Origin of the sequence: Streptomyces diastaticus subsp. diastaticus, assembly GCF_011170125.1 — a bacterium.
GTDB lineage: Bacteria > Actinomycetota > Actinomycetes > Streptomycetales > Streptomycetaceae > Streptomyces > Streptomyces diastaticus.
This window is the reverse complement of sequence record NZ_BLLN01000002.1, coordinates 1-25,885: the sequence shown is the minus strand read 5'-3', so window position 1 is coordinate 25,885 and position 25,885 is coordinate 1. Positions and strand designations below refer to the sequence as shown.

The following is a 25,885-nucleotide window of genomic DNA, read 5'->3' as shown; positions in this document are numbered from 1 at the left end:
GGCTCACCTCTGCTTCTCCCATGTGTGGAAACCCTGTCCGGTGGAGCGCCCCAGCTCGCCCCGGGCCACCTTGTCCCGCAGGAGCCGCGGCGGGGCGAACCGCTCGCCGAGGGTGGCGTGCAGGTACTCGGCGATGGCCAGGCGCACGTCCAGGCCGACCAGGTCGGTCAGGCGCAGTGGGCCCATGGGGTGCTTGTAGCCGAGCCGCATGGCGTCGTCGATGGCCTCGGCGGAGGCGACGCCCTCCTCGACCATGCGGATCGCCTCCAGGCCGAGAGCCACGCCCAGGCGGCTGGAGGCGAAGCCGGGCGAGTCCTTGACGACGACGTCCTTCTTGCCGAGCGCCGCCGTCCAGGCCAGCGCCCGGTCCACCACGGACGGGTCGGTGTCCTCCGCGACGACCAGCTCGATCAGGGCGGAGGCCGGGACCGGGTTGAAGAAGTGCATGCCGAGGAAGCGCGCGGGCCGCTGGAGCACGGCCGCCAGCTCGGTGACCGACAGCGAACTGGTGTTGGTCGCCAGCACCGTCCCCTCGCCCACCACCCGCTCGGCGGCGGCCAGCAACCTCGCCTTCAGCCCGGCGTCCTCCGGTACGGCCTCCACGACCAGCTCGGTCGCCGGGTCCAGCCCGGTCACCGCGTCGGCGAAGGCCATCCGGTCCAGCACCTCGGCCGGGCCGGCGTCGATCAGCCCGCGCCCGGCGGCCCGCTCCAGCGACCCGGCGATCCGGCCGCGGACCGCCTCGGCCGCCTCGCGGCTCTGCTCGACCACGGTGACCGGCGCCCCGGCCGTCGCGAAGGACTGGGCGATACCCGCGCCCATCCGCCCGCCGCCGATCACGGCGACGCTTTGGGGCAGGGCGGGGGCCGGTCCGGTGCCGGTGGTCATGAGGGGGCCTCCGAGGGGGCGGAAGTGGCGGAGCGGGCGGAGCCGCGCTCCAGGAAGGCGGTCATCCGCTCGCGCTTGTCGGCGCCCTCGAAGAGCACCGCCTGCGCGAGGTCGTCGGCGACCGGGTGGGCGCCGGGGGCGTCCACGACCAGCTTGGTCAGCCGCAGCGCGGTGGCCGACTGGCGGGCCATCCGGTCCAGCATCCGGTGGGCGGCAGCGGTCAGCTCCCCGGCCGGGACCACGTCGGCGACCAGGCCGCAGGCGAGCGCCGCCTGGGCGTCCAGCCGCCGGCCGGCCAGCAGCACCTGCTTGGCGACCGACTCGCCGACCAGCTCCGGCAGCCGCCAGCAGGCCCCGGCGGCGGCGAGGATGCCGAGGCCGGGCTCCGGGTTGCCGAAGACCGCGTCGGGCCCCGCGATCCGCAGGTCGCAGGCGTACGCCAGCTCGGCACCGCCGCCCAGCGCCCACCCGTCGACGGCGGCCACCGTCGGCAGGGGCAGCCGGCGGACCCGCTCGAACAGGCGGCTGTTGACGCCCTGGAGCGCCTGGTCACGGCCGCGTTCGCGCAGCTCGGCGATGTCGGCGCCGCCCGCGAAGACCCGGCCGGCGCCGGTCAGCAGCAGGAAGCGCGGCTCGTCCTCCAGCGCCTCGCAGACCGTGTGCAGCTCGCGGATCATGCGGGCGCTGATGGCGTTGCGCGCCTCGGGCCGGTCCAGGGTCACCACGACCCGGTCGTCCCGCTCCTCGACGGTGAGGGTGGTGAACGCGCCCGTACGCGTGTCCGTACTCATACCCGCTCCACCAGCATCGCGACGCCCTGGCCGACGCCGACGCAGAGCGTGGCCAGGCCCCGGCGGGCCTCCTCGCGCTCCAGGCGGCCCAGCAGGGTCAGCAGGATGCGGGAGCCCGAGGAGCCCAGCGGGTGGCCGAGCGCGATGGCGCCGCCGTCGGCGTTGACCCGCTCCGGGTCCAGCTTCAGGCGGCCGATCACGGCGAGGGCCTGCGCGGCGAACGCCTCGTTCAGCTCGGCCGCCTCCACGTCGGCCGCCGTCCACCCGGCCCGCTCCAGCGCCTTCAGCGTCGCCGGCACCGGGCCGAGGCCCATCAGGTGCGGCTCGACCCCGGCCGAGGCGGCGGTGACGATCCGGGCGCGCGGCGTCAGCCCGTACCGCTCGACGGCCGTACCGCTCGCCACGACCAGCGCCGAGGCGCCGTCCGAGAGCGGCGAGGAGGCCCCGGCGGTGACGATGCCGTCGGCCCGGAAGACGGTCCGCAGCGTGGCCAGCTTCTCCAGCGTGGTGGAGGGGCGCGGGCCCTCGTCCGCGGTGACCTCGCCGTCCTTCACCGGGACCGGCACGATCTCGCGGTCGAACCGCCCGGCCCGCTGGGCGGCGACCGCCCGCTGGTGCGAGCGGAGCGCGAAGGCGTCGGACTGCTCACGGGTGATCCCGTCGAGCGCGGCGACCTCCTCGGCCGTCTCGCCCATGGAGAGCGTCACCGGGCCCTCGCCGGGCGCCGGGGCCCGGTCGGCCGCGGCGAACCGCGGGTTGGTGAACCGCCACCCCAGCGAGGTGTCGAAGACCTCGCCGGGCTTGGCCCAGGGCGTGCCGGGCTTCGCCATCACCCAGGGGGCGCGGGTCATCGACTCGACACCGCCCGCCACCGCCACCTCGGCCTCGCCGGAGCGGATGGCCTGGGCCGCCGAGGCGACGGCGGTCAGGCCGGAGGCGCAGAGCCGGTTGACGGTGTAGCCGGGCACGGTGTGCGGCAGCCCCGCCAGCAGCACCGCCATCCGCGCGACGTCCCTGTTGTCCTCGCCCGCCTGGTTGGCGGCGCCGAGGATGACCTCGTCGACCGCGTCGGCGGGCACCTGGGCGCGCCGCACGGCCTCGCCGACGACGAGCGCGGCCAGGTCGTCGGGGCGTACCTGGGCGAGGGCCCCGCCGTACTTGCCCTGCGGGGTGCGCGCCCCGTCGATCAGGTAGACCTCCTCGGGCACGTCAGGCTCCCCGGACCGGGCGGGCCGGACGGCGGGACTGGAGGGTGTGGAAGCGGCCGGTGACGAAGGCCGGGTCGGTGAGGGTGGCGGAGGCGGCCGGGTTGGCGGCCGAGCCGTGGAAGTCGCTGAAGGCCGCCGACTGGTTGACGAAGACCGAGCCGGTGAAGTTCTCCGCCAGGTGCACCCCCGCCTCCAGCGCCGCCTCCCGGGCCCGCTCCAGCACGTCCTCGCTGGTCGAGTGGACGGTGGCGGTCAGCGCGCCGTGCTCGCCGACGGTCTCCCGGAAGAGCGCGAGGGAGTGGTCGGTCGAGTCGGTGGCGACCACGAAGGAGATCGGCCCGAACCACTCGCTGCGGTACGTCTCGGCGTCCGCGTCGGCGTCCAGCAGGGTGACCAGCGGCGAACGCTGCACCGCCGCCTCCGAGGACGGGTGGACCAGGGCCTGCCCGCCCCAGCTCGTCCCGCCGAGCTTCGCGGCCCGCTCGACCCGCTCCACCACCGGCGCGCCGACCAGCGCGCCCAGCGTCCCGGCCGCCCGCTCCGGGTCGCCGAGCAGCTTGTCGAGGGCCGCGCCCAGGTCAGCGCCGAACTCGGCCGGGGTCTTCACGCCCTGGTCGGTGGCGAGACCCTCGCGCGGTACGTAGAGGTTCTGCGGGGTGGTGCACATCTGGCCGCTGTAGAGGGAGAGCGAGAACGAGAGGTTCCGCAGCAGGCCCTTGTAGTCGTCGGTGGAGTCCAGGACGACCGTGTTCAGCCCGGCCTTCTCGGTGTACACGGCGGCCTGGAGGGCGTTGCGCTCCAGCCAGGTGCCGAACTCCGAGGAACCGGTGAAGTCGACGATCCGCACGTCCGGGTGGACGGCCAGCTCGGCGGCGCTGCGACCGCCCGCCTCCTCGGCGGCGAGCAGCACCACGTCCGGGTCGAAGCCGGCCTCGGCCAGCACCTCGCGGGCGAGGCCGACGCTGATCGCCAGCGGCAGGACCGCGCCCGGGTGGGGCTTGACGATCACCGGGTTGCCGGTGACCAGCGAGGCGAACAGGCCCGGGTAGCCGTTCCAGGTCGGGAAGGTGTTGCAGGCGACCAGCAGCGAGACGCCCGCGCCGAGGGGCGTGAACGTCTTCTCCAGGACTGTCGGCTCACCCTTGCGCGCGGGCTTCTCCCACCGCGCCGCCGCCGGGTGCCGCTTCTGCTCGGCCCAGGCGTACGCCACCGCCTCCAGGCCCCGGTCCTGCGCGTTCGGGCCGCCCGCCTGGAAGGCCATCACGAAGGGCTGGCCGGTGGTGTGGTGGACGGCGTGGGCCATCTCGAAGGAGGCCGCGTTGAGCCGGGCCAGGATCTCGGCGGCGACCCCGGCGCGCTCGTCCGGTGTGGCCCGGCGCCAGCTCCGCCCGGCGGCCTTGGCGGCGGCCACCGCGTCGGCCGGGGCCAGGGCCGGGTAGGTCACGCCGAGGGTGCGGCCGTAGGGGGAGACCTCGCCGCCGACGGCGCCCGCCTCGCCGGGGTGGCCGGGCAGCGCGAAGGGGCGGCCGAGCCGCGCCTCGAAGGCCGCCTCGCCCGCCTCGGCCGCGCCGTCGCCGTAGACGGAACGGCTCGGCGACTCCGGGTACGCCGACCAGAATCCGCGGGCGGTGATCTCGGCCGAAGCCCTGCTCAGCAGGGTCTCGTGGCGGGCGAAGAAGTCGGCCGCGCCGGTGGTGGCGGTGGCGTCGGGAGAAGGCATGGGCACCCCTTGACAGGCAGATCGGATGCTGAATTACTGAGCTGGTCGCAAGCTAACCGAATGTTCGGTCGGGCAGCAAGGGGTGAGGGCCGCATGGGACGTGGCGAGGACGTGCGGACGGGCCCGGGCGCGGGGCCCCGGGAGCCGGCGGAGCCCGGGATTCCGGGGGTGGCGCCGGACGCCGGGACGGCCCGGGCGCCCGGCGCGGGCCGTACGGCCGACCGGGTGACGCCGGACCCCGCCGCCCCCGAGGGCCCCGCCGCCCGGATGTTCGCCGCCGACGCCGCCTCGCGAGGACTCGGGATGACCCTCCAGTCCGTCGGACAGGGCACCGCGCGCGTCGCCATGACGATCACCGGCGCCATGGTCAACGGCCACGGCACCGCCCACGGCGGCTTCCTCTTCACCCTCGCCGACACCGCGTTCGCCTGCGCCTGCAACAGCTACGGACCCCTGACCGTGGCGGCCGCCGCCGACATCGTCTTCGTCGCGCCCGCCCGCGAGGGCGACGTGCTGACGGCCCACGCCGTCGAGCGCACCCGCTTCGGGCGCAGCGGCGTCTATGACGTGCGCGTCACCCGCGACGACCAGGTCGTCGCCGAGTTCCGCGGCCGCAGCCGCGTGATACGAGCCGTGGAAGGATGATCATGAACAGCACTACGGCCGGGGCAGGGACGTCCCGGCTGGGCGAGCCGCTGCCCGACGAGCTGAAGGACCCCGCCGAGCGCCTCACCGTCCCCGGACTGCGCGCCCTCCAGCTGGAGCGCCTGCGCGCGAGCCTGCGCCACGCCTACGACAACGTGCCGCTGTACCGCCGCACGTTCGATGAGGCCGGCGTCTGCCCGGACGACTGCCGCACCCTGGACGACCTCGCGCGCTTCCCCTTCACCGCCAAGGCCGACCTGCGCGAGTCGTACCCCTTCGGCATGTTCGCCGTCCCGCAGGCCGACATCCGCCGCATCCACGCCTCCAGCGGCACCACCGGGCGCCCCACCGTCGTCGGCTACACCGACCACGACCTCTCCGTCTGGGCCGACCTCGTCGCCCGCTCGCTGCGCGCCGCCGGCGCCCGGCCGGGCGACAAGGTCCACGTCGCGTACGGGTACGGGCTGTTCACCGGGGGGCTCGGCGCGCACTACGGAGTCGAGCGGGCCGGCTGCACCGTGATCCCCGCCTCCGGTGGCATGACCGCCCGCCAGGTCCAGATCATCCAGGACTTCCGGCCCGAGATCATCATGGTCACCCCGTCCTACCTGCTCACCCTCCTCGACGAGTTCGAGCGCCAGGGCATCGACCCGCGCACCACCTCGCTGCGCGCCGGTGTCTTCGGCGCCGAGCCGTGGACCGAGGAGATGCGCCGCGAGATCGAGGACCGCATGGACCTGCACGCGGTCGACATCTACGGCCTCTCCGAGGTCATGGGCCCCGGCGTCGCGCAGGAGTGCGTCGACACCAAGGACGGCCTGCACCTGTGGGAGGACCACTTCTACCCGGAGATCGTCGACCCGGTCAGCGGCGAGGTGCTGCCCGCCGGCGAGCACGGCGAACTGGTCCTCACCAGCCTCACCAAGGAGGCCATGCCGGTCGTCCGCTACCGCACCCGCGACCTGACCCGGCTGCTCCCCGGCACCGCGCGCCCGGCCATGCGCCGCATGGAGAAGATCAGCGGGCGCTCCGACGACATGATCATCCTGCGCGGGGTCAACCTCTTCCCCAGCCAGATCGAGGAGATCCTGCTCCGCACCGAGGGCGTCGCCCCGCACTTCCAGCTCCACCTGGCCAAGCGCGGCCGGATGGACCACCTGACGGTACGCGCGGAGGCCCGGCCCACCGCGGACGCCGCGGTGCGCGAGAGCGCCGCCGCCGCGATCCGCAAGGCCGTCAAGGACGGCGTCGGGGTCACCGCGGCGGTGGAGATCGTGGACCCGGAGACGCTGGAACGCTCCGTCGGCAAGATCCGCCGCATCATCGACGAGCGCGCGGCCGCGACGGGCTGAGGCCCCCGCCGAGCCGTGCCGGAACGCGCGGGAGGGGCCCCACGCACCGGGTGCGCGGAGCCCCTGCCGGAACGCGCCGTCCGGCGCGCGACCCACCGGTCAGAGCAGGTCGAGGTCCAGCACGTCGTTGAGCACCTGGTCGAGGTCCAGGAGGTCGTTGTCCTGGTTCTGGGTGTTCTGGTAGTCGTTGTCCGGGTCGCCCCAGAAGGTGCCCTGGTTGCTGCTGGGCGTGCCGTGCGGGTCCGCGGCCGAGGCGGTGCCGGCGAGCGGGACGAGGGCGGCGGCGGCGAGGGCCGCGGCGGCTGCCGTACGGCCGAGCATCTTGCGCATGCTAGCTCCTGTGTGCGGAGAGAAAGGGACGTCAGAAGCCCTACCTCCGTCGGTCCCCGGCCATGTCGTGCCGCGCCGTCGTCCAGCACTCCGGGCGGTCTTCCGGGGCCGGACGGGCGCCCCGCGGATGCGCTCCCCGACCGCCCGTGCCCGGCCGCGCCGCCCCGGCGGCTCAGCGCAGCGGCAGGCCCTCCAGCGGCACCCCGCCGAGCAGCGACCCGGCGGCACCGGCGACCTGGCTGACGCCCTCCCCGGCCTTGCCGAGGTCGCTGCCCCGCACCTGCTCCACGGCGGTGTCGGCGCCGCGCAGCACCGGGTCGGTGACCTGGCCGCCGAGGCGGTGCGTCTCCAGCGACTCGGTCACCTTGTCCACACCGGCGTTGAGGCTCATCGGTACCGGCGAGGCGTCGGCGGCGAGCGCCGGGGTGGCGGCGGCGGCCGCGGCGCCGGCCGCCAGCATCGAGACGGCGACGGCGGAGGCGGTCCTGCGGTGCTTCATGGGAGTCCTTCTTTCCGTGCCGGGAAACGGCCCGGCGGTCCGGTCGCGTCCGGGCGCGGCGGCTGGCCGCGCGCAGGCGACGGCGTCAATGCGACTGCGCGGCGAAACGTGCACGCGACTGCTCAACGAAAGGCCGCCGCTCGGGAAACCCGGCGTACGGCCCGCGCCCGGCGGATTCACCCGGACGCGTGGCGTCGTGTCGGGCCGGAGGCGCGACGGGAAAGGGCAGCGCACGCCCGGCGCGTGAAGCGCGCCGGATCCGGCCGTGCAAATCCGGGCGTGCCGGCGCAATGCCCCGAGGGGCTTTTCCTCGCCCCTGTCCGGAATACCCGTCCGCGCGGAGAGGGGTATCGGCGATTCCCGTGACGCGCGAGGCTTACGGCGGCCAATTCGCCCGCTCGGCCCGTTGTTCCGGGAATCGCGGTCCGAGGGCGCAGGGGCGGGCGGCCCTGGTGACGCGACCGGGCCGCCTCGCGCGGTGCGGAGGCGGCCCGGTGGCGTGTCCTGCCCGGCGGCGACGGAGGGCAGGACTGGGCGGGCCCGAGGGCCCGGTCGGTCAGCGGCGGGCGGACCGGCCGCGGCGGACCAGCAGCAGGCCACCGCCGAGCAGAGCGGCGGAGAGGGCGGCGGCGGTACCGATCTGCTCGGCGCCGGTCCGGGCCAGCTCCTCCTTCGGCTTGTCACGGCCGGTGGGGGGCTCCTCGGCGGGCGGCTCCTCGGCAGGGGGCTCCTCGGTCGGCGGCTGCTCCGTCGGGGGCTGCTCCGTGGGGGGCTGCTCGGTGGGCGGCTGCTCCGTCGGGGGCTGCTCCGTCGGGGGCTGCTCGGTCGGCGGCTGCTCGGTCGGCGGCTCTTCCGTCGGGGGCTGCTCCGTGGGGGGCTGCTCCGTCGGGGGCTGCTCCTTGGGCGGCTTCCCGTCCGTGTTGACGCACTCGTTGCCGAAGGCCGGGTTGAGGATTCCGACCACGTCGACGGTGTTGCCGCAGGCGTTGAGCGGCACGTGGACCGGGGCCTGCACGACGTTGCCCGAGGCGACGCCGGGAGAGTGGGTGGCGGCGCCCTCGGCCTTGGCGCCCCCGTCGCCCACGTTGGCGCACTTGTTGCCGAAGGCCGGGTTCAGCAGGCCGATGATGTTGACGGTGTTGCCGCAGAGGTTCACCGGCACGTGGACCGGTGCCTGAACGGTGTTGCCGGAGGCGACGCCCGGGGAGTTCGCGGCGGCTCCCGCCGCGCCGGCGTCGGCGTGGGCGGCTCCGCCCGTCACCGAGAGGAGTCCGGTCGCCGCCGCGGCGGCGAGCATGCTCCTGCTCATAACCTGTCGCACTTGATCGTTCCCTGTCTTTTCAGGTCGGGAGGGCCCGCTGCCCGCCCGTGCTGCTGGGGGAACGGCCCCCGAACGCATGGCGTGCGCTCGGGGGCCGCTCCACTGGTCCGGGCGCCGGGGCCCGGAGAACGCCGTCAGGCGTTGACGCACTTGTTGCCGAAGGCCGGGTTCAGCAGGCCGACGACGTTGACGGTGTTGCCGCAGAGGTTCACGGGGATGTGGACCGGGACCTGGACCACGTTGCCCGACAGAACGCCGGGGGAGTGGGTGGCGGCGGCACCGGCGCCCGCGTCGGCCAGGGCCGGGGTGGCCGCGCCGACGGCCATCAGCGAACCGGCGAGGAATGCGGCGCTCTTCATGTACTTCACGGTTGTACCTTTCCGGCGGCGACGCCCTACACAGCCACGTCTTTCGCGCTGCACGAGTCGGTGTCACGCCCCGTTTCGTCGCCGTCGATATCGGTAACGACCGGATGGGTGTGAGGAAACTGAGGAAATGCGGGCGGTTTCCCACCACCACCCGAACGCCCTGTGCCCGAGGCCGACCGGGGATTTGAGGAACGGTTTCTGCTGAATGCCGGGCCGGGGCAACTGGATGTCGCCCAGACCCGGCCAGGGAACGAACCGCAGTGCCCAACGTCGTGTGCGCCGGGCGCGTAACGGAGCGCGTGAATAGTTCTATTTGCGGGCCGCGCGGTACGGGGTGCGCTGCCGCACGGTCAGGCAGACGCCGGAGCCGGTGCGGGGGCGGACGCCTCGGCGGCGGCCGCACCGCGAACGGCGCCTCCTGAGCCGCCCGGTGCGACGGCGTACCAGCGGCCCCCGTCCAGCCGGGCGAGGCCGCGCTCGGCGAGGCCCTCCAGATGGCGGGTGACGGTGGCCGGCTGGTAGCCCGCGGCGGCGCTCACCTCGTCCAGTCCCGCGCCGCCGGCGCCGGCGGCGCGCAGGTGGCGCCAGCTCCGCTCGGCGGTCCGCCCGAGTCCGCCCGCGCCGACGGGGGCGAAGACCTCGGCGGGGGCGTCGGGGAACCGGGTGGGGGAGGCGGCGGCCGCGGGTGCCGCGCCGGACCGGGGCTCGACCGTCACGCCGGGCGGCCCGGGCGGGGGACTGGTGGCCGCGGGCGGCGCCGTACGGGCGGTGGCCGCCGGTGCCGCGGGCCCCTCGCCCTGCCCGGCGCCGCCCGGAGGCCGGGTCCGGGCGACGGGGCGCGGGGTGCGGTTGACGGTGCGGTGGCGGCGGCCCTTCTGTTTGCGGGCCTTCTGGCGGCGGCCTTTCTGCGTAGGCATGTGCTGCTCCGTCCGTGTGGGGGGAGGGTGGGTCGCGTACGGGTCGGCGCGCGGCCGGGGCGCGGGCGCCGACGGCCACGGCGCGGGGGCGCCGACGCTCCGGGCGGAAGTCGTCGGCGCCCCCGCGCCGTGGCGGCCGGGGTCAGCCGAGGGGCAGACCGCCGATGAGCTGCTGGACGGGCAGGCCGTCCGTGGGCAGGCTGTTGCCGGCCGAGTCGGCGGGCAGCGCGCGCGAGGCGGCACCGGTGACGGTGTCGGCAGCGGCGGGGAGCCGGCCGGTGACCGCGTCGGCGGGCAGGTTGCCCAGCACCTGGTCGGTGGGGAGACCGCCGGGGATCAGGCCGGAGATCGCCTGGGTCGGCAGAACCTTGGCCAGGTCGCCCACGACCGGCAGGCCCTGGAGGGTGTCCTGGGCGCCGGCGCTCGGGGCGGCCGGCTGCGGGGACGTGCCCGTGTCTGCCTGCGCGGCACCCGCAGCGGCGAGCGCGGCGCCGCTCATCAGGACGGTGAGGGTGGCGGCGCGGGCGGTGCGGCGGTTGCGCATGATTCTCCTAGGTCGGGGATGTCGCGGGGTTCCGCCGTGGTGGGCGGACGATGACGCCAACGACACGGGGCCGACCGGGTCACGCGTACTGGGCCGTCCGGGCGGCTCCACGCCCGTTTCCGTGTGGAGCGCCGCGCCCTCGCCCGTGGACGCCGGCCGGCGCTCACTTCCGGCTGACGCGCACCGTGTAGGTGCCTTCGAGGTCGGCGCCGGCGACGGTGACCCGGACGCCGTCCTCGTCGGCGTCGAAGGACTCCCCGGGGCGGAACGGCGCGTCGGAGAGTTCCGCGTGGACGTTGGGGCGCCGGGTGCAGCCGCCGCTGTCGCGGGTCGCGTCGACCACCTCGATCGGGCCGAGCCCGGTGTCGACCTCGGCGTCGACGCGGTAGACGAGCACCCCGGGGCGGCAGACGGCCTCGTCGTTGCCGTCCTGGGTGCGGACCTCCAGGGCGTAACCGGTGGAGCCGCTCAGCGGGATGAAGACGAGTTTGGTGCCGCCCTTCTCGGCGAGCGGGCGCAGGCGGTGTTCGGTGGTGCCCGGGGTCGAGGCGCAGCGGACCTGGTCGTCGTCGAGCCAGCCGAGCTTCCACTTGTGCCAGCCGAGCAGGTCGTTGTTGGCGCCCCAGTCCTCGCTCATGATGTCCCAGTGGCCGACCGCCGCCCCGCCGTCGGCGGTGTACAGGTCGGGGAGGCCGAAGACGTGGCCGTTCTCGTGCGGCAGGACGCGGTAGCCGGTCTGGGCGAAGGAGCCCGAGCCGTCGTCCTGGCGGCTGTAGACGAACGAGGCGTTGGCGACGGGGACTCCGTCGGCCACGGGTGCCTCCTGGTTCCCGGCGAAGGTCACCGACAGCACGGTCTCCAGGGCCGACGGCCCGGCGTTCGGCGTGATGAGGACGTTGAGCAGGTCGTACTCGCTGAAGTCCACCTCGGGGTCGGCCTCGGCCACGATGTCCTGGACCAGCTCCCGGTACCCGGGGTCGAAGGGCGCGCCCCGGTCCAGGCCGTACGAGGAGAAAGGGGCCGGCATACGCAGCCAGTCGGTCATGGGGGCCTCGGGGCGGTAGTCGAGGCGTCCGTAGGAACTGGTGCGGAACCAGTCCGTGGTCTGCGGGAAGAACTCCGCCAGCCGGTCCTTGGCGCTGCCCTCGCCGGTGGCGTCGGGGAAGTCGATCATCAGGTTGAGGGCGCGGACGGTGCCGGTGGAACGGGTGTAGCCGGGAGCGGTCGGCAGCCCCTCCGACATCTGGACGCCCATGGCGCCGCTGATCATGCAGGGTCCCAGCACCGTCGAGCGGGCCATCGCGGCCGGACCCGCCGTGGGCGGCCCCTCCAGCAGGCCGCCGGTGCTCGCCGAGGTGGTGACCGCGAGAGTGAGGGCGGTGACCGAGGCGAGCAGGACGTGGCGCCGGGTTCCGGATATCCGCTGACGGGTGCGCGACATGCGGTGGCCTTCCGGTCGCGGCAGCCGACCGGCCCGGCTGCGCCTGTCCGTTCACCCTCTGCCGGAGGGTGGGGGGCCGCTCGCTGAGTGCGACCGAACGGGGGCACGCCCACCCGCTCCGTGAACTGGCTCACAAGGCGTCGGCCGGGACCCTTCCGCCGGGCCGACCGCCGGCGCACCCGGCCCACGCCGCCGGGAGACGCTCGTCCTCATCGCGCCGGCCCGGCGCCGGTCGCCGTCCGCCTGGGCCGACGGCTCGCGGCGGCACCGCTTCGGTGCCCGGTCAACGCCGCCAGGGCACGTCCGCGCCGCGCCCGGAGGGCTGGAGTCCCTCGGCGACGATCGCCATGATCGCGCCGAGGGACTCGACCTGTTCCGGGGTGAGCCGGTCGAAGAGGGCCTGGCGGACCGCCGCGACATGGCCGGGCGCGCTGCGTACCAGCATCGCCCGGCCGTCGTCGGTGAGGACCGCGAGCTGCCCGCGCTTGTCGGACGGGCAGTCCTCGCGTCGTACCCAGCCGTTCTTCTCCAGCCGGGCGACCGCGTGCGAGAGCCGTGAGCGGGTGATCTTGGCGCCCTCGGCCAGCTCCGTCATCCGCAGCCGCCCCTCGGGCGCCTCGGAGAGCTGGACCAGGAGCCCGTAGTAGACGTGCGGCATCCCGGCGTCGCGTTGCAACTGCCGGTCGAGGTGGTCCTCGAGCAGGGTCGTCGCGTGCAGGTACGCCTGCCAGGTGCGCTGTTCGTCGTCGGAGAGCCAGCGCGGCCGCGGGGGCTCGGGCGGATCGCCGGGGGAGATGGTCATGTCATCCACTCTACGGAACCCTCCTTGAAAGTTGAACAAAAGGGCGTTACGGTCGAGCGTAGAGCTTGAGAGTTCAAGTATTCAGGAGTCGCCATGAACGCCCCCGCCGAGCGGATGCCCGCCCTCTACCTCAGTCACGGCGCCCCGCCCCTCGCCGACGACCCCGTCTGGCCCGGTCAGCTCGCCGCCTGGTCCGCCGGCCTGCCCCGCCCCACCGCGATCCTGATGGTCTCCGCCCACTGGGAGGAGGCTCCGCTCGCCCTCGGCGCCGTCCGCACCCTCCCCCTGGTGTACGACTTCTGGGGCTTCCCCGAGCACTACTACCGCGTCCAGTACGCCGCCCCCGGCGCCCCCGCCCTCGCGGACTCGGTCCGCAAACTCCTGGCCGCGCCCGGCACCCCCGTCCAGGACATCCCCGACCGCGGCCTCGACCACGGCGCCTACGTGCCCCTCGTCGAGATGTACCCGGACGCCGACATCCCGGTTCTCCAGATGTCGCTGCCGACCCTGGACCCGCGCCGCCTCATGGACATCGGCCGCAAACTGGCGCCCCTGCGCGACGAGGGCGTCCTGATCGTCGGCAGCGGCTTCTTCACCCACAACCTCGCCGCGCTGCGGCAGAGCGGTACGCCCTCCTGGTCCGCCGAGTTCGACGACTGGGGACGGGCCGCCCTCGACAGCGGCGACGTCGACGCCCTGCTCGACTTCACCCGCACCAGTCCCGCCGGCGGCCTCGCCCACCCCCGCACCGAACACTTCGCCCCGCTCTTCGTCACCCTCGGCGCCGCCGACGCCACCGGTGACCTCGCCGGCCAGCGCAGCGTCATCGACGGCTTCTGGATGGGGCTCGCCAAACGCTCCGTGCAGTTCGGCTAGCCCCCACCCGCCGCTCGGCCCGCCGCCTTCCCGTGCCTCGCACGTCCCTGTACCGCCCGGACTTCCACCCTTGCCGGCCCGTACGTCCCCGGCGGCGGGAGCCGGAGCCGGGTGCGTGGCCGGCGCGAGGGCTCGTTCGGCTGGACGGCCCCCGCGTGCGCCCGGTGCGGTCCTCACGGGCCCGCGCGCCGAAGGGCGCCGGCGGGTGCCGGGCTCCCCGCCCCGCGCCCCTCCGTGCCCGGAGCGCGGCCCACGCTCACCTCCGCCGAGGCCGCGTACGCAGCCTTCGGCCGCCGCGGCGGCCTCGTCGCCCGCCCGAGCGGCCCGCTTCGGGCCGGACGGAGCCGGCTGCGTGGCAACCATCAGCCGGTGCGGCCCGTCCTCGGGGTGGGAAGAGGAACCACTGCATGCGTTCCTTCGGGGTAGGCGCCACCGTGTCGAAGGTGATCGAAGTCCGGAGAGCGTAGTGGTCGCAGAGGTCCGCGAGACCCCCGAGATCTTCCTCGACCCGCGGCCTGACCTGCGGTTCCGCCGTCCCGCACGGTGTCGTTCCGATCACTCTTCCCGCCTGTGGCCGGACAGGGTACTGCATGATCCGGAAAAACAATGAGCGGGTTGGGAATTCTGTCCGGATTGCAATCGTTGATCCGTACGGATGCCGCAACCGGGCCGCCGGATGTGGAGTCCGTCAGGCCGTCCACCACTCATCGCAAGGGAGCACGCATGGCAACCCGTGCCGTCGCCCGTCGTCAGCCCGCCGCCTCCGGCGAGACCGGCGCGGCAGGCAGCGTCCGCGCGACCGGCGAGATCGCCGACCGCGACCTTGTGGGCATGTATCTCGACGAGATCGCCCGCACACCGCTGCTGGACGCCGCGAAGGAAGTGGAGCTGTCCCAGACCATCGAGGCCGGGGTCTACGCCCGGAAGATCCTCGAAGGCGAGGTCGACAGCGACTCCGCCGGAGCATCCCGTGAGGAGCTGGAAGCCCTGGTCGCCGAAGGGGAGCGGGCCAAGGACGTCTTCATCCGGTCCAACCTCCGCCTCGTCGTCGCCGTGGCCCGCCGCTACCCACGCAGCGGCCTGCCCCTGCTCGACCTCATCCAGGAGGGGAACGCCGGCCTGGTCCGCGCCGTCGAGAAGTTCGACTACGCCAAGGGCTTCAAGTTCTCCACGTACGCCACCTGGTGGATCCGGCAGGCCATCACCCGCTCCATCGCGGACCAGTCCCGCACCATCCGCCTCCCCGTCCACCTCGTGGAGGAGCTGGGCCGCATCCGCCGCGTCCAGCGCGAGTTCAACCGCGAGAACGGCCGGGACCCCGAGCCCGCCGAGATCGCGGCCGAGCTGAGCAGCACCGCCGAGCGCGTCACCGACGTCCTCGACTGGGCCCGCGACCCGGTCTCGCTCAACATGTCGGTGGACGACGAGGGCGACACCCAGTTCGGCGACCTCCTGGAGGACACCTCCGCGGTCTCCCCCGAGCAGTCCGTCCTCACGCTGCTGCGCAGCGAGGAGCTGGACGACCTCATCGGCCAGCTCGACGACCGCACCGCCTCCATCATCAAGATGCGGTACGGCATCGAGGACGGCCGGGAGCGCACCCTCACGGAGGTCGGCAAGCAGCACGGCCTCACCCGTGAGCGCATCCGCCAGATAGAGAAGCACGCGCTCCTGGAGCTGAAGCGAATGGCGCACGACACCGGCTTCGACGCAGCGGCCTGATCTCCCGGCGGCCCGACCGGGCCGAGGCGGGATGCCGGGACCTCCACGGTCCCGGCCCCCCGATCGGCCCTCCCGGCCCTGCGCTCCGGCGTGGCTCGCCCTACGCTCGACCCACATGAGCCAGGCTGACCCAAGAGCCACCTGGCTCCCCAGTACCCCCGGCACCCGCCCCCCCTGGTGCCGGGGCCCGGCCCCAGCACTCCATCCCCCCCCGGGGTGCTGGGGTCCCTCTCTGCCCGGACCTGCCCACCGCGCGCTCCACGGGCTTACGAGGCTTCCTGCGGACCGGCCCCACGACCCACCCCGGACGCCCTTCCGCTCCACAGGAGCCGCCGGCACCCCACCCACCCGGCACCCGGTCCGGCAGGCAGGGCCCCACTCGGGCGCCAGGTGTCAGAGGGAGGCGGCCCGGCGCTCCATCGCGGACTGGGCCGCGGCCTCCGTCTCGTAGACCTCGCACATGTGCCGCCCGTCGGGGGTGGCCGTGTGCTCGACCTCCCAGAGACTCACCTCGCGGCCGTCCGCGAGGAGGAACGCGTGCTCGTAGAGGGAGAAGCCGGGACGGCGGCCCCGCAGCGGGTCGAGCCGGCCGAACGCCTGGGTGATCTGGTGCGCGAACGCTCCCGCGAGCAGTCCGGCCACCTCCTCGCCGGGCCGGTCCGGGTTCTCCGCACGGCGCAGCACCCGACGCGCGTGGTCCGGGGAGTCGCCCCACTCGTACTCGCGCTCGGGCAGCGGCTCGGCCGCGCTGTCGTCCACCACCAGCGGCGGCGCCTCCAGCGCCTCGTGCTCGGCACTCGGGAGCGGCAGCCTCGCCGTGGCGATCCGCAGCTCCTCCAGATCGGTGTACACCTCGTGGTGGAGCTGCCCGTCCGGGGCCGTGTTGTGTGTCAGCTCCCACAGGACGACGGCACTACCGTCCGCCACCAGCCACACGTGCCGGTACGTCTCCCGACGCCTGCCGTCGCTGTGGTGCGCGGCGGAGTGCAGAGAGCTGTCGTAGGCGAGCGCCGTATCGAGCCGGGACAGCGTCTCGTCGGGGAGTTCGAAGGAGTTGAGGGTGCGGGCGAGCAGTCGCTGAAGGCAGGCGTACGGCGACTCGAATGCCTCGTGGGTCCCACATGTCTCGTACGGAACGCTCAAGGTTTCTCCCGGCGTTGCTCCATGTCACCTGGTGGGTGCATACCGTAGCCCCTGGCTCGGACATCCGGCCCGGGAAACGGGAAACGCGTCAGGCCCTGCCGGAGTTCCCGCAGTAAGGCCACCCTGTTCTCATCCGACACCCCGTCACCCAAGCGTGTCCGTACCCGCCTTACGAGGGTTCACCCCTGGTGGTGCGAGGCGGAGGGGAGTTGTGCCGGGCGGGCTCGGTTGTGGGGGCCGGCCGGCGCTGGATGTGCGCCCTCGCGGGGCGCGGGGAGCGGTGCGAAGCTCTCCGGCCGACGCGCGGGGGCGCGCCGGTGGTGCCTCTCCGGGCGACGGCGACGGGGCCGGGCGGGCTCGGGTGGGAGCCGGCCGGTCCGTGGATCGGCCGGTACGCAGGGGCTCCGGCTGGTCGAGGGGAGGCGTCGGGGCCCCGGGGCCCGTCGTCGAGTGCCCGTCGTCGAGCGCCCGTGGCCGAGTGCCCGTGCCGTAGCGCCGCTCCGGGAGTCCGAGCCGTTCCCTCACCAGGGGCCGGGCGGGACGAGGACCGCGCGGAGGTCGGGCAGTACGGGGTCAGCTCGGTGCTGGGGACGCGGGGACGCGGGGACGCGCGCGACGGCCGGGACGGTGCTCGGGGTGGCGGCCGGGTCGTGCCGGTTCCCCGTGGCCGGCGGGCGGTGGCGGTCAGGTGGGCGGAGCAAGGTCTCCGTACAGGTCGCGGTACGAGGGGAAGACGCCCGCCGGTGTCTCCACCGACTCCGCCGCCAGGACCGCCTTGACGATGGCCCGTGTCATGGCGTCGGCTCCGGCGGCCAGTACGTCGTTCACCGCGCCCCCCGCGATCGGCCTGACTCCGGTGGCCAGGGTGAACACCGTGTCCCCGTCGTGCAGCAGGTGCACCGGCCGCACCGCCCGCGCCAGCCCGTCGTGCGAGGTCCCGGCCAGCTTCTGGGCCTGCGCGCGGGTCAGCCCGGCATCGGTGGCCACCACGGCGATCGTCGTGTTGAGCGGCGGGCGCCCAGGCGGTGGAGCGTCGTGCGCCGTGGCCGCCTCGCCGTCGGGCCGCACCGTCGGTGCCCCGCGCCGCTCGGTTTCCGCGACCGCCGCGGCCAACCGGCCCTGCGCCCGCTCGTGCACCTTCGCGGACGGCCACACCGCCCGGCCGCCCGGCCCGGGCCGCTGAGCGAAGTACCTGCCGTACAGCACCCCCGTAGCCGGGTCGCACACCGAACCCACCGCGTTCACCACCACCAGCGCCGCCACCGTGTGGCCCGAGGGCAGGCGCAGACTCGCCGTCCCCACGCCGCCCTTCATCCCGCCCGCGACCGCTCCGGTGCCCGCGCCGACCACGCCCTGCTCCACCCGGCCGCCGGCCGCCGCCCGCTCCGCCGCTTCCCGTCCGAGCGCCGCCTCCGGACGTGCCCGCCAGTCGCCGCCGCGCCCCAGGTCGAAGAGACAGGCCGCCGGAACCACCGGAACCACCTGGTACGGAGCAGGCCCCACCCGTACGCCCCGGCCCTGTTCCTCCAGCCAGGCCGTCACCCCCGAGGCGGCGTCCAGCCCGAACGCCGAACCGCCCGTCAGCACCACCGCCTCCACCCGCTGCACGAGGTTGCGCGGGTCGAGCGCGTCGGTCTCCCGCGTCCCGGGTCCCCCGCCGCGCACGTCCACGGCGGCCACCGCTCCGCCCGGCTCGGCGAGCACCACCGTGGTGCCCGAGAGCCAGCCGCCGCCCCGGCGCGTGGCGTGGCCGACCCGCAACCCCGCCACATCCGTGAGCGCGTCCCGCGGTCCGGGCACCGGGGCCGGGGGTGCGGGGGGCCGGGCCGGTGTGGCCTGGTCCGGCCCGCCTTCGCCGGTGCCGGTGGCCGAGGGGTCAGGTGGTCGCGTCATGACCTCATCCGTACCCGACCGGTCCGGTGGGCACCACCCGCCTCCCCACACGGTTCCCCGCTCCCTCAATGACGTCCCGGCGGTGCCCTCGTCGGCCATGGCGGCTTTCCCGGCCCCGGCCAAAGGGACCACCGGGCCCTCCCGTGGGACCAAGGTCCCCCGTGAAACCGCAGGTCAAGCCCGTATGCATACCTCCTCGGTGCCATTTCCGCCGCACTGCCGCAGGGGAACAGTGACCTGCGGCGACGAAACGGGGACCTTCGCCGACACCGCGCGCCCGTGGGAGGCGGTGAAATGAACGGGTACCCCGCAGCGACCCGGAGGGGGCCCGCCCCGCCATGATCCCGGCCCTGGTGGAATCCGCGCCCGCGACAGGTGCCCGTGGAGGCACCGCCGACGGGCCCGGCGCGGAGCCGAGGCCGCCCGCGGCTCAGGCCCCGCCGCGACCGCGCCCCGCGGACCGGCGCGCGGCCGACGCCCAGGGACGCCGGCCGGACGCCCTGGCGGGTGGCTCTCCGGATCCCGCCCCGGCCGAACCGGCCGCCGCCCGCGCGCACCCGTCACCGACCAGGCACCGCCGCCGTCCGGCCCGGCCTGCTCCCACCTCCTGGCAGGAGATCCGCCATGACCGCACTGCTCGGCAGAGACACCCCCGCACGACCCGGCGCCGGGTACCCGCCGGGCAACGGTGCGGCCACCCCGGCAGGCGTCGCCACGCGGCGGCCGGTCAACGGCTCCGTCCACTCGTGGCACCTGTCCTTTGGCAAGGACGGCCCCGGCACCCGTTTCACCGTGCTGCTCGCGGGGTGCCCCCTCCAGTGCGTGTACTGCCTCCACCCGGACACGGTGCGGACGCGCAACGGGCGCCGTACCTCCGCCGACGAGGTCCTCACCGAGGCCGCGCGGCACCGGCCGCTCATCGAGACGGGCGGCGGCCTCACGGTCAGCGGCGGCGAACCGCTGCTCCAGCCCGTCTTCGCCGGGGAACTCCTGCACCGCTTCAAGCACGAGCTCGGCTGCCACACCGTGCTCGGCACCTCCGGGTTCCTCGGCGCGAGGGCGGGTGACGCCCTGCTGCGCGACGTCGACCTGGTCCTTCTCGACATCAGGTCCTCGCACCCCGAGATCTGCCGACGGGTGACCGGGCGTCACCTGGGACCGACCCTCACCTTCGCCCGCCGCCTCGCCGGCCTCGGCCGAGAGGTCAGGGTCCGCTTCGTGCTCGTCCCCGGGCTGACCGACGCAGAGGAGAACATCACCGGTGCAGCCCGCTTCGCCGCCTCCCTCGGCAACGTCACCGGCGTGGACGTTCTGCCCTGCGGCCGGCCCGGTGAGAGGGGGACGCGGCCGACCGGCCGCGGCACTCCGGCGCGCCACGTCCGCGTCCCCACCGAGGAGCAGCTCGGCACCGCCCGGGCGATCTTCGCCGCCGAGGGGCTGAACACCGCCTGACCGCACGTCTGGCGCCCCACCGGGGAGGCGGAGCCCTGGCGCCACACCGCTGCCCCGGGCCACCGGTCCGCAGGACCGGTATCCGGCGTCCTGTGGACGAGGCCCGGCCAGGTGCCCACTCCGGCGCGGGCCGTGGGTCCGGTGCGGCCACCGTCGGCCGGCCGCCGGGACGCGGGGGAGCAGCGGCAGCCGGAGGCTCCGCCGCAGGGGTGGCGGACCGCACTCGCGGCAGCCCCGCACGGGCGGGCCCGGCAGACGTACGCTGGAGCCATGAGCAGCGCCCACCGCCCCGAGCCGCGTGACCCGAAGGACGCCCTGGACTTCGACGACCCGCTGAGCCGACCGTCCTCGGACGACACCGACCGAGGCTGGGGTGAGCAGGTCGCCGGCAGCGGGTCCGCGGCGGACCTCGCACGTTTCCTCGACGAGAAGCCCCCGCACCACATCTGAGCCGGGAGGCCCCCGCACCGCGTCCGAGCCGGGAGGCCGTGCCCGCCCCCGCCCCGCCGGCGCCGGGCCGCCGCGCCCACCGCGGGCTTTCCCTGCTCGTCGGCCGCCTCCCGCGCGGAGGTGACGGTCCGGATCAGCCCTGCGGAGGCTGCGGTCCGGTGGTGCCGGGCCCGTCCTCGCGGGGAGCCGGACCGGTGTTCCCGGTCCCGGAGCGCTGGGCGACCAGCTCGTCCCGGATCTCCTTCAGCACCTCCAGCTCGCTGACCTCCAGGGTCTCGGCGACGCCCTCCTTCTCCGCCTTGCGGGCGGCCTGACGGGCCAGGTACTTCGCCATCGGCAGGACCATGAGGAAGTAGACGACGGCTGCCGTGATGAGGAAGCTCAGGGTGGCGCTGAGGACGTTGCCCCACATGATCGGGATGCCCTTGACGACCTCGCCGGTCTCCTGGTTGTAGCTGCACGGGCCGTCGAGACAGGAGCTGTAGCGGTTCAGGTCCTGGGTGCCGATCGCGCCCACCAGGGGGTTGATGATGCCCTCGACCACGGAGTTCACGATCTTGGTGAACGCGGCACCGATGACCACCGCGACCGCCAGGTCGATCACGTTTCCGCGCATCAGGAACGCCTTGAAGCCGTCCAGGAGGCTCGGTTCCTTCTTCTCGCTCACCACGGGGCCCTTCTTCACTGACGGTTCTGGAGGAATCAGCTCCGCAACCTACGCCAGCGTTGGGCCGACCTGTCCAATCGCGTCCCACGATCGAGGGACTTGACGGGCGGGCGGTGAGCAGGGCGTGAAACATTCGCAGCAGGTTCAGCACACCGCCACCACCAGTCGGCCGCTCTCTGCGGTTCCGGCGGGTGCCGTAGGTCCCGCCGTCGCACCGGCCAACGCCTCCGCCGTCGCGCGGCGCACCCGCAGGAGGATCAGCGCCCCTTCGGAGTCGCCGCCGGTGGTGCCGAAGCCGGGCCAAGGCGCTGCCGTGGCGTCCTCCTCCTTCCGGGGCTCCTTGGGCGCGGGGCCTCCCGGCACTCGCAGGACCTCCGCGCAGGTGGCGATTCGACGGGCCCTGTTTCCGGGTCCGCCGCCGGCAGCGGCGGGCATGGCCGCCAGCACGTCCACCCGGTCGCCTGCTCGCAGGAGTCCCGCCGTACCGCCGTCGGCCAGCCGCACGGGTGCCGCGACGAAACGGCCGCCGGAAGCGGTGCCCGCAGCCGAACCGCTCCCGGCGTCGGAAGCGGCACCGGAACTGTCACGAGGACCGGAACCGGGACCGGCAGCGCTCGCCGACGCCCGGGCGGCGGCGCTCCCCGCTCCCTCGGCCTCAGGGAGCCGCTGCGGCTCCAGAAACCCGGGCATCGCCCACCACAAGGCCCCCACGAGCAACCCCGCCACCAGCACCCGCCCGCGCCACCGGCCCGCCCGACCGGAGCGGGGCCCGCCCCGGACGCGTACCGGCGAGAAGGCGACCACCCGGCCCGGCGGCGGCACTCCGTACCCAGGCACGGCGGGTTCCACTGGGGAGGGGGAGCCGACTCCCCCGGCCCCAGGCGGCGCAAGAGGCGGCCTGAGAAGGGCGGACGCCGAGGAACTGGCGGCGCGCGGAAGGGGCAGCGGGGCCGGCGTAGGGAGCGGGGTTGGGCCGGGCGCCGGGGAGAGGCGGGCTTCGTCGGCAGGAGCGAGAAGGCCGGCGGGAGCGGCAAGGCCGGCGGGAACTGCGGAACCGGTGGGGAAGCAGGGGTCGGCCGAGGTGGCGGGACCGGCCGAGGCGGCGGGACCGGCCGAGGCGAAAGCGTCAGTCTCAGCGCGGGGCGAGGCAGGCGCGGGGAAGCTGTCGGGGGCGTAGGAGAGCACGGAGGGCACCGCCTGTCGTGAGAGGAACTGGCCTGCTCACGATGCGGCCCGGCCGAGCGGACCGCTGAGGGGTGGGGACGGGGGCGGCGTTGTGGACAACTCGGCGACTCGAACGGGGAGTTCCGCCATGCGCCCCCACTCGGCCCCCTCCCCGGTCTGGCCGAGCCGTACACCCTTTACCTCGAACCGAGTTGAGCCTCTACCTTCGACCGGGCGGACACCGGCGCCGGTAGCAGCACCGACACCTGCGCCGACCCACGCCGCCGATCCGACCGCCGGTCCCGACGGCGGCGGGAGGCGCCCCTCCGGGCGGCCTGGAGGCAGGTCCCTGCCGGCCCCGGGGCCGCCTCGCTTCTACGGCAGGCCGATCCCCGTCTCCCGCCCCCCGAGCGCACGCGCGCACAGGCACGCGCGCTCCGGCCCCGCCGGGAGCGCCGCGACCGTGTCGAAGAGGACCGCGCGCAGGCGTTCGATGTTGGCCGCGAAGACGCCGAGGACCTCGTCGTGGGAGACGCCCTCGCCGGTCTCGGCACCCGCGTCGAGGTCGGTGACGAGGGTGAGGGAGGTGTAGCAGAGCTCCAGTTCGCGAGCGAGGGCGGCTTCCGGGTGGCCGGTCATCCCCACCACCGACCAGCCCTGCGCCTGGTGCCAGAGCGATTCCGCGCGGGTCGAGAAGCGCGGCCCCTCCACGACGACGAGGGTCCCCCCGTCGACGGCCTCCCAGCGGCGCCCCTGGGCCGCCCGCAGCGCGGCCTTGCGTCCGGCCGGGCAGTAGGGGTCGGCCAGCGACACGTGGACCACCTCGGGTACGCGCTCCCCGCCGGGCGCCCGGGGGTCCTCGACGGGCAGACCGTCGTAGTACGACTGGACGCGGCTCTTGGTGCGGTCCACGAACTGGTCGGGGATCAGCAGCGTGCCGGGCCCGTACTCCGGGCGGAGTCCGCCGACCGCGCACGGCCCGAGGACCTGGCGTACGCCCACCGAGCGCAGTGCCCACAGGTTGGCGCGGTAGTTGATGCGGTGCGGCGGCAGGTGGTGGGCCCGGCCGTGCCGGGGGAGGAAGGCGACCCGCCGCCCGGCGACCTCGCCGAGGAAGAGGGAGTCGCTGGGGGCTCCGTAGGGGGTGTCGACCTGGACCTCGGTCACCTCGTCGAGGAAGGAGTAGAACCCCGACCCGCCGATGACCCCGATCTCCGCCCGGTACGCCGTGTCGCCGTCCGCCGTCGCCTGCGCCGTGTTCACCATGGGCCGTACGGTAGCGGCCGCCCGGCCGGCCGCTCGCTTCGGGCCGGAGGCCGCCCGCCCACGCCGACGACCCCGCCCCCGGCGGAAGCCGGGAGGACGGGGCCGTGGAAGGAATCAGGCGGTGCCGGGCCCGCTGGGCTCAGGCGGTGGCCGTGCTGGTGGAGCTGGAGCCAGAGCCAGAGCCGGAGGACCCCGACCCGGACGAGGACGACGACGAGCCGGAGGAGGACCCGGCCTTCTCCGAGGAGGACGAGGAAGACGACCCGGAGGTGGCCTTCTCCGGCTTCTCGGACTTCTCCGCGGGCTTCGACGACGAGCCGGGGGCGCCGCTCGACGAGGAGCCCCGGCTGTCGTTGCGGTAGAAGCCGGAACCCTTGAAGACGATACCGACGGCCGAGAACACCTTCTTCAGGCGGCCCTCGCAGCTGGGGCACACGGTCAGCGCGTCGTCCGTGAACTTCTGCACCGCCTCGAGGCCCTCGCCGCACTCGGTGCACTGGTACTGATACGTCGGCACTTGCTTCCTCCTGGCACTCTCACTCATTGAGTGCTAACGACGATCCATAGTGACGCATTCCGCGTCCTCAGTCCACTGCCGCCGGGGTTCGGTGACCGATACCACGCCCCGTTCCCCCGGACGCCACCGGCCCGCGGCCCGCGCCGCCGGTCCGGGGCACCAGCCGGGAACGCAGGCCCACCAGTACGAGCAGGGCCAGCACCGTCCCGCCCAGCGGCACCGCGAACCCGGCCCGTGCTCCGAAGGCGTCGGCCAGCGCCCCCGAGGCGGTGACCGCCCCGGCCTGGCCGAGAGCGACCGCGCCGGTCAGCCAGGTGAACGCCTCCGTACGCGAGCCCGGCGGGACCAGGCTGTCGATCAGCGTGTAACCGGTGATCAGGGACGGCGCCACGCACAGGCCGGTCAGCAGCCCCGCCACGGCCAGCGGCGCCAGCGAGGGCATCGCCCACAGCGTGGAGGCGGTGACGGCGAGAGCGGCGTAGCCGACGAGGAGGCGGCGCTGCGGCGGAGCCGACCAGGCGACCACGCCGTAGACGATGCCGGCGAGGGTGTTGCCCGCCGCGAAGATGCCGTAGAGCAGGCCGTTCACGCCCGGGTGGCCGGCCTCCTCGGCGAAGGCGGTCAGGGAGACCTGGAGGCCGCCGAAGACCGTGCCGATACCGAGGAAGGCGATGGCGAGGACGCGGACGCCGGCGAGGGAGAGGGCCGAGCGGGAGGTCCCGGCGTCGCGGCCGGCGGCCGTGCGGGGGGTGACCTCGGGCTGGGTGGCGCGCTGGGCCGCGAAGAGGAGGCCGCCGACCAGCGAGAGGGCGCCCTCGGCGGCCAGCCCGGCCGCCGGGTGCACGCCGGTGCACAGCGCCGTGGCGATCACCGGGCCGAGGACGAAGGTCAACTCGTCGGTGACCGACTCGAAGGCGGCCGCCGTGCCCGCGAGCGGGGTGTCGCCGAGCCGGGCCGCCCACCGCGCGCGGACCATCGGCCCGATCTGCGGCACCGAGGCGCCGGTCGGCACCGCCGCCGCGAAAAGCGTCCACAGGGGGGCATCCGTCAGAGCCAGCACGGTCAGCAGCGCGACCGCCGCCGAGTGCAGGAGCACACCGGGGACGAGCACGGCGCGCTGCCCGAAGCGGTCGGCGAGCTTGCCCGCCTGCGGGGCGAGCAGCGCCATGGCGACACCGGCGACGGCGGCGACCGCGCCGGCCACGCCGTAGGAGCCGGTGGTGTGCTGCACCAGCAGCACCAAGGAGATCGTCAGCATCGCGAACGGCAGCCGGGCCGCGAAGCCCGGCAGCAGGAACGTCCAGGCTCCGGGCGTGCGCAGCAGCTGTCCGTATCCGGGGCGCTTGTCGGGGCGATGGCCGGAGGGGTCGACAGTGACCGTGGATTCCACGGCCCGTCCCTTTCTGCCGCCTGAGGGCGTGCCCGATGGCGGGCGCCGAGAGCTGTCCACTAACGCGCGGAACTGCGGTAGATGCCGGGCCGCCCGGGTGGGGAGGACTCCACGGCCGCCATACGGTCGCGCCAGCTCCGCGTCAGGCAGAGTTGGTCGGTTCAGGGTCCGTTCATCGTACAGCCGCTCGCGGGGCAGACCTGCCCACAAGCCGCCGGTACGCACCCCGGGCCCGCCCTTGCCGCAGGCCGGGCCCCGGCCTCATTCCTCCTTGCCGGACGTCCCCAGCCAGCCGGCGAGCTTGCCGCCGCGCCCCACCGCCCGCAGCCGTTCCTCCGCCGAGTCGCGCACCGGGTCGGTGGCGACGACCAGCAGTTCGTCGCCGCGCTGGAGCAGCGTGGAGGGGGTGGGGACGAAGCTGCGGCCGTCCCGGACGACGAGGGTGACGGCGGCGCCGGTGGGCAGCCGCAGCTCGCTCACCTCCACACCGTGCATCCGGGAGTGCTCCGGTACGGCGAC

The 25,885-nt window shown here is 74.8% G+C and carries 25 protein-coding genes; 6 read left to right on the top strand and 19 right to left on the bottom strand.

The features are described 5' to 3' along the window. Positions 1-3: 3 nt before the first annotated feature. The 4 genes from Sdia_RS01885 to paaN are packed head-to-tail and all read right to left on the bottom strand — an operon-like array spanning position 4 to position 4,607. A complete protein-coding gene (locus tag Sdia_RS01885) occupies positions 4-888 on the bottom strand; it encodes a 3-hydroxyacyl-CoA dehydrogenase family protein (RefSeq protein ID WP_100456936.1) in 885 nt (294 codons plus the stop codon). Continuing rightward, positions 885-1,679, bottom strand: coding sequence for an enoyl-CoA hydratase/isomerase family protein (locus Sdia_RS01880; RefSeq protein WP_189500112.1), 795 nt, complete (start codon positions 1,677-1,679; stop codon positions 885-887). Before Sdia_RS01880 ends, Sdia_RS01885 begins: the two co-directional genes overlap by 4 nt. Beyond that, on the bottom strand, positions 1,676-2,887 hold the full coding sequence (locus Sdia_RS01875; protein ID WP_100456932.1) for a thiolase family protein: 1,212 nt from the start codon (positions 2,885-2,887) through the stop codon (positions 1,676-1,678). Before Sdia_RS01875 ends, Sdia_RS01880 begins: the two co-directional genes overlap by 4 nt. Position 2,888: 1 nt before the next feature. After that, on the bottom strand, positions 2,889-4,607 hold the full coding sequence (gene paaN, locus Sdia_RS01870; RefSeq protein ID WP_100456930.1) for a phenylacetic acid degradation protein PaaN: 1,719 nt from the start codon (positions 4,605-4,607) through the stop codon (positions 2,889-2,891). Positions 4,608-4,700: 93 nt separating this feature from the next. Between paaN and paaI the strand changes: the two genes are divergently transcribed. Both paaI and paaK read left to right on the top strand, forming a co-directional pair. Beyond that, entirely contained in the window at positions 4,701-5,252 is a 552-nt protein-coding gene (gene paaI / locus Sdia_RS01865) for a hydroxyphenylacetyl-CoA thioesterase PaaI (RefSeq protein ID WP_115067820.1), read from the top strand. Continuing rightward, the gene (gene paaK, locus Sdia_RS01860) at positions 5,249-6,604 is read left to right on the top strand and encodes a phenylacetate--CoA ligase PaaK (RefSeq protein WP_189500111.1); all 1,356 of its coding nucleotides are present in this window, start codon (positions 5,249-5,251) and stop codon (positions 6,602-6,604) included. Before paaI ends, paaK begins: the two co-directional genes overlap by 4 nt. 99 nt (positions 6,605-6,703) lie before the next feature. Here the strand turns inward: paaK and Sdia_RS01855 are convergent, their stop codons facing one another. The 8 genes from Sdia_RS01855 to Sdia_RS01820 all read right to left on the bottom strand — a co-directional run bounded on the left by Sdia_RS01855 (position 6,704) and on the right by Sdia_RS01820 (position 12,826). Beyond that, on the bottom strand, positions 6,704-6,934 hold the full coding sequence (locus tag Sdia_RS01855; RefSeq protein WP_115067822.1) for a hypothetical protein: 231 nt from the start codon (positions 6,932-6,934) through the stop codon (positions 6,704-6,706). A 172-nt stretch (positions 6,935-7,106) separates the two neighbouring features. Continuing rightward, positions 7,107-7,433 (bottom strand): hypothetical protein, encoded by a 327-nt coding sequence (locus Sdia_RS01850; RefSeq protein WP_100456926.1) that lies wholly within the window; start codon positions 7,431-7,433, stop codon positions 7,107-7,109. A gap of 556 nt (positions 7,434-7,989) precedes the next feature. After that, on the bottom strand, positions 7,990-8,730 hold the full coding sequence (locus Sdia_RS01845; RefSeq protein WP_100456924.1) for a chaplin: 741 nt from the start codon (positions 8,728-8,730) through the stop codon (positions 7,990-7,992). Positions 8,731-8,888: 158 nt separating this feature from the next. Then, a complete protein-coding gene (locus tag Sdia_RS01840; RefSeq protein WP_100456922.1) occupies positions 8,889-9,122 on the bottom strand; it encodes a chaplin in 234 nt (77 codons plus the stop codon). A 350-nt stretch (positions 9,123-9,472) separates the two neighbouring features. Then, on the bottom strand, positions 9,473-10,039 hold the full coding sequence (locus Sdia_RS01835; protein ID WP_107488284.1) for a helix-turn-helix domain-containing protein: 567 nt from the start codon (positions 10,037-10,039) through the stop codon (positions 9,473-9,475). 142 nt (positions 10,040-10,181) lie between these two features. Next, positions 10,182-10,583: a hypothetical protein gene (locus Sdia_RS01830; protein WP_124287589.1), complete on the bottom strand. Its 402-nt coding sequence runs from the start codon at positions 10,581-10,583 to the stop codon at positions 10,182-10,184. A gap of 163 nt (positions 10,584-10,746) precedes the next feature. Further along, positions 10,747-12,024, bottom strand: a complete 1,278-nt coding sequence (locus Sdia_RS01825) for a M6 family metalloprotease domain-containing protein (RefSeq protein WP_115067825.1) — start codon at positions 12,022-12,024, stop codon at positions 10,747-10,749. 283 nt (positions 12,025-12,307) lie between these two features. After that, positions 12,308-12,826: a MarR family winged helix-turn-helix transcriptional regulator gene (locus Sdia_RS01820; RefSeq protein WP_100456916.1), complete on the bottom strand. Its 519-nt coding sequence runs from the start codon at positions 12,824-12,826 to the stop codon at positions 12,308-12,310. Positions 12,827-12,919: 93 nt separating this feature from the next. On the opposite strand from Sdia_RS01820, the gene Sdia_RS01815 reads away from it, so the two are divergent. Together Sdia_RS01815 and Sdia_RS01810 are read left to right on the top strand one after the other, a co-directional pair. Beyond that, positions 12,920-13,702 carry a dioxygenase family protein gene (locus tag Sdia_RS01815; protein ID WP_181843940.1) on the top strand — a complete coding sequence of 261 codons (783 nt, stop codon included), beginning with the start codon at positions 12,920-12,922 and terminating at the stop codon, positions 13,700-13,702. Positions 13,703-14,425: 723 nt separating this feature from the next. Then, positions 14,426-15,424 (top strand): sigma-70 family RNA polymerase sigma factor, encoded by a 999-nt coding sequence (locus Sdia_RS01810; RefSeq protein WP_100456915.1) that lies wholly within the window; start codon positions 14,426-14,428, stop codon positions 15,422-15,424. Between the two features lie 393 nt (positions 15,425-15,817). Here Sdia_RS01810 and Sdia_RS01805 read toward each other — a convergent pair whose 3' ends face one another. Together Sdia_RS01805 and Sdia_RS01800 are read right to left on the bottom strand one after the other, a co-directional pair. Continuing rightward, entirely contained in the window at positions 15,818-16,567 is a 750-nt protein-coding gene (locus Sdia_RS01805; protein ID WP_100456914.1) for a DUF6227 family protein, read from the bottom strand. A gap of 684 nt (positions 16,568-17,251) precedes the next feature. Beyond that, positions 17,252-18,460 (bottom strand): P1 family peptidase, encoded by a 1,209-nt coding sequence (locus tag Sdia_RS01800; protein WP_189500110.1) that lies wholly within the window; start codon positions 18,458-18,460, stop codon positions 17,252-17,254. 624 nt (positions 18,461-19,084) lie between these two features. On the opposite strand from Sdia_RS01800, the gene Sdia_RS01795 reads away from it, so the two are divergent. Both Sdia_RS01795 and Sdia_RS01790 read left to right on the top strand, forming a co-directional pair. Continuing rightward, a complete protein-coding gene (locus Sdia_RS01795) occupies positions 19,085-19,912 on the top strand; it encodes a radical SAM protein (protein WP_115067827.1) in 828 nt (275 codons plus the stop codon). A 270-nt stretch (positions 19,913-20,182) separates the two neighbouring features. Next, complete coding sequence (locus tag Sdia_RS01790; protein ID WP_100456908.1) at positions 20,183-20,362, top strand: hypothetical protein; 180 nt, start codon at positions 20,183-20,185, stop codon at positions 20,360-20,362. A gap of 133 nt (positions 20,363-20,495) precedes the next feature. Here the strand turns inward: Sdia_RS01790 and mscL are convergent, their stop codons facing one another. The 5 genes from mscL to Sdia_RS01760 all read right to left on the bottom strand — a co-directional run. Beyond that, positions 20,496-21,029 carry a large conductance mechanosensitive channel protein MscL gene (gene mscL, locus Sdia_RS01785; RefSeq protein WP_189500109.1) on the bottom strand — a complete coding sequence of 178 codons (534 nt, stop codon included), beginning with the start codon at positions 21,027-21,029 and terminating at the stop codon, positions 20,496-20,498. Positions 21,030-22,568: 1,539 nt separating this feature from the next. Then, entirely contained in the window at positions 22,569-23,459 is an 891-nt protein-coding gene (locus tag Sdia_RS01775) for an S-methyl-5'-thioadenosine phosphorylase (RefSeq protein ID WP_189400281.1), read from the bottom strand. Between the two features lie 139 nt (positions 23,460-23,598). Beyond that, the gene (locus Sdia_RS01770) at positions 23,599-23,976 is read right to left on the bottom strand and encodes an FmdB family zinc ribbon protein (protein WP_100456904.1); all 378 of its coding nucleotides are present in this window, start codon (positions 23,974-23,976) and stop codon (positions 23,599-23,601) included. A gap of 67 nt (positions 23,977-24,043) precedes the next feature. Continuing rightward, the gene (locus tag Sdia_RS01765) at positions 24,044-25,366 is read right to left on the bottom strand and encodes an MFS transporter (RefSeq protein ID WP_100456903.1); all 1,323 of its coding nucleotides are present in this window, start codon (positions 25,364-25,366) and stop codon (positions 24,044-24,046) included. A gap of 261 nt (positions 25,367-25,627) precedes the next feature. Beyond that, positions 25,628-25,885: TrkA C-terminal domain-containing protein (locus Sdia_RS01760; protein ID WP_276529934.1), on the bottom strand; the 258-nt coding region annotated here is incomplete at its 5' end.

What these genes read in the sequence shown, in the direction of transcription:
- Sdia_RS01885 (WP_100456936.1), bottom strand. Translation starts at nt 888, where the DNA reads ATGACCACCGGCACCGGACCGGCCCCCGCCCTGCCCCAAAGCGTCGCC.
- Sdia_RS01880 (WP_189500112.1), bottom strand. Translation starts at nt 1,679, where the DNA reads ATGAGTACGGACACGCGTACGGGCGCGTTCACCACCCTCACCGTCGAG.
- paaN (WP_100456930.1), bottom strand. Translation starts at nt 4,607, where the DNA reads ATGCCTTCTCCCGACGCCACCGCCACCACCGGCGCGGCCGACTTCTTC.
- paaI (WP_115067820.1), top strand. Translation starts at nt 4,701, where the DNA reads ATGGGACGTGGCGAGGACGTGCGGACGGGCCCGGGCGCGGGGCCCCGG.
- paaK (WP_189500111.1), top strand. Translation starts at nt 5,249, where the DNA reads ATGATCATGAACAGCACTACGGCCGGGGCAGGGACGTCCCGGCTGGGC.
- Sdia_RS01855 (WP_115067822.1), bottom strand. Translation starts at nt 6,934, where the DNA reads ATGCGCAAGATGCTCGGCCGTACGGCAGCCGCCGCGGCCCTCGCCGCC.
- Sdia_RS01850 (WP_100456926.1), bottom strand. Translation starts at nt 7,433, where the DNA reads ATGAAGCACCGCAGGACCGCCTCCGCCGTCGCCGTCTCGATGCTGGCG.
- Sdia_RS01845 (WP_100456924.1), bottom strand. Translation starts at nt 8,730, where the DNA reads ATGCTCGCCGCCGCGGCGGCGACCGGACTCCTCTCGGTGACGGGCGGA.
- Sdia_RS01835 (WP_107488284.1), bottom strand. Translation starts at nt 10,039, where the DNA reads ATGCCTACGCAGAAAGGCCGCCGCCAGAAGGCCCGCAAACAGAAGGGC.
- Sdia_RS01830 (WP_124287589.1), bottom strand. Translation starts at nt 10,583, where the DNA reads ATGCGCAACCGCCGCACCGCCCGCGCCGCCACCCTCACCGTCCTGATG.
- Sdia_RS01825 (WP_115067825.1), bottom strand. Translation starts at nt 12,024, where the DNA reads ATGTCGCGCACCCGTCAGCGGATATCCGGAACCCGGCGCCACGTCCTG.
- Sdia_RS01820 (WP_100456916.1), bottom strand. Translation starts at nt 12,826, where the DNA reads ATGACCATCTCCCCCGGCGATCCGCCCGAGCCCCCGCGGCCGCGCTGG.
- Sdia_RS01815 (WP_181843940.1), top strand. Translation starts at nt 12,920, where the DNA reads ATGAACGCCCCCGCCGAGCGGATGCCCGCCCTCTACCTCAGTCACGGC.
- Sdia_RS01810 (WP_100456915.1), top strand. Translation starts at nt 14,426, where the DNA reads ATGGCAACCCGTGCCGTCGCCCGTCGTCAGCCCGCCGCCTCCGGCGAG.
- Sdia_RS01800 (WP_189500110.1), bottom strand. Translation starts at nt 18,460, where the DNA reads ATGACGCGACCACCTGACCCCTCGGCCACCGGCACCGGCGAAGGCGGG.
- Sdia_RS01795 (WP_115067827.1), top strand. Translation starts at nt 19,085, where the DNA reads ATGACCGCACTGCTCGGCAGAGACACCCCCGCACGACCCGGCGCCGGG.
- Sdia_RS01790 (WP_100456908.1), top strand. Translation starts at nt 20,183, where the DNA reads ATGAGCAGCGCCCACCGCCCCGAGCCGCGTGACCCGAAGGACGCCCTG.
- Sdia_RS01775 (WP_189400281.1), bottom strand. Translation starts at nt 23,459, where the DNA reads ATGGTGAACACGGCGCAGGCGACGGCGGACGGCGACACGGCGTACCGG.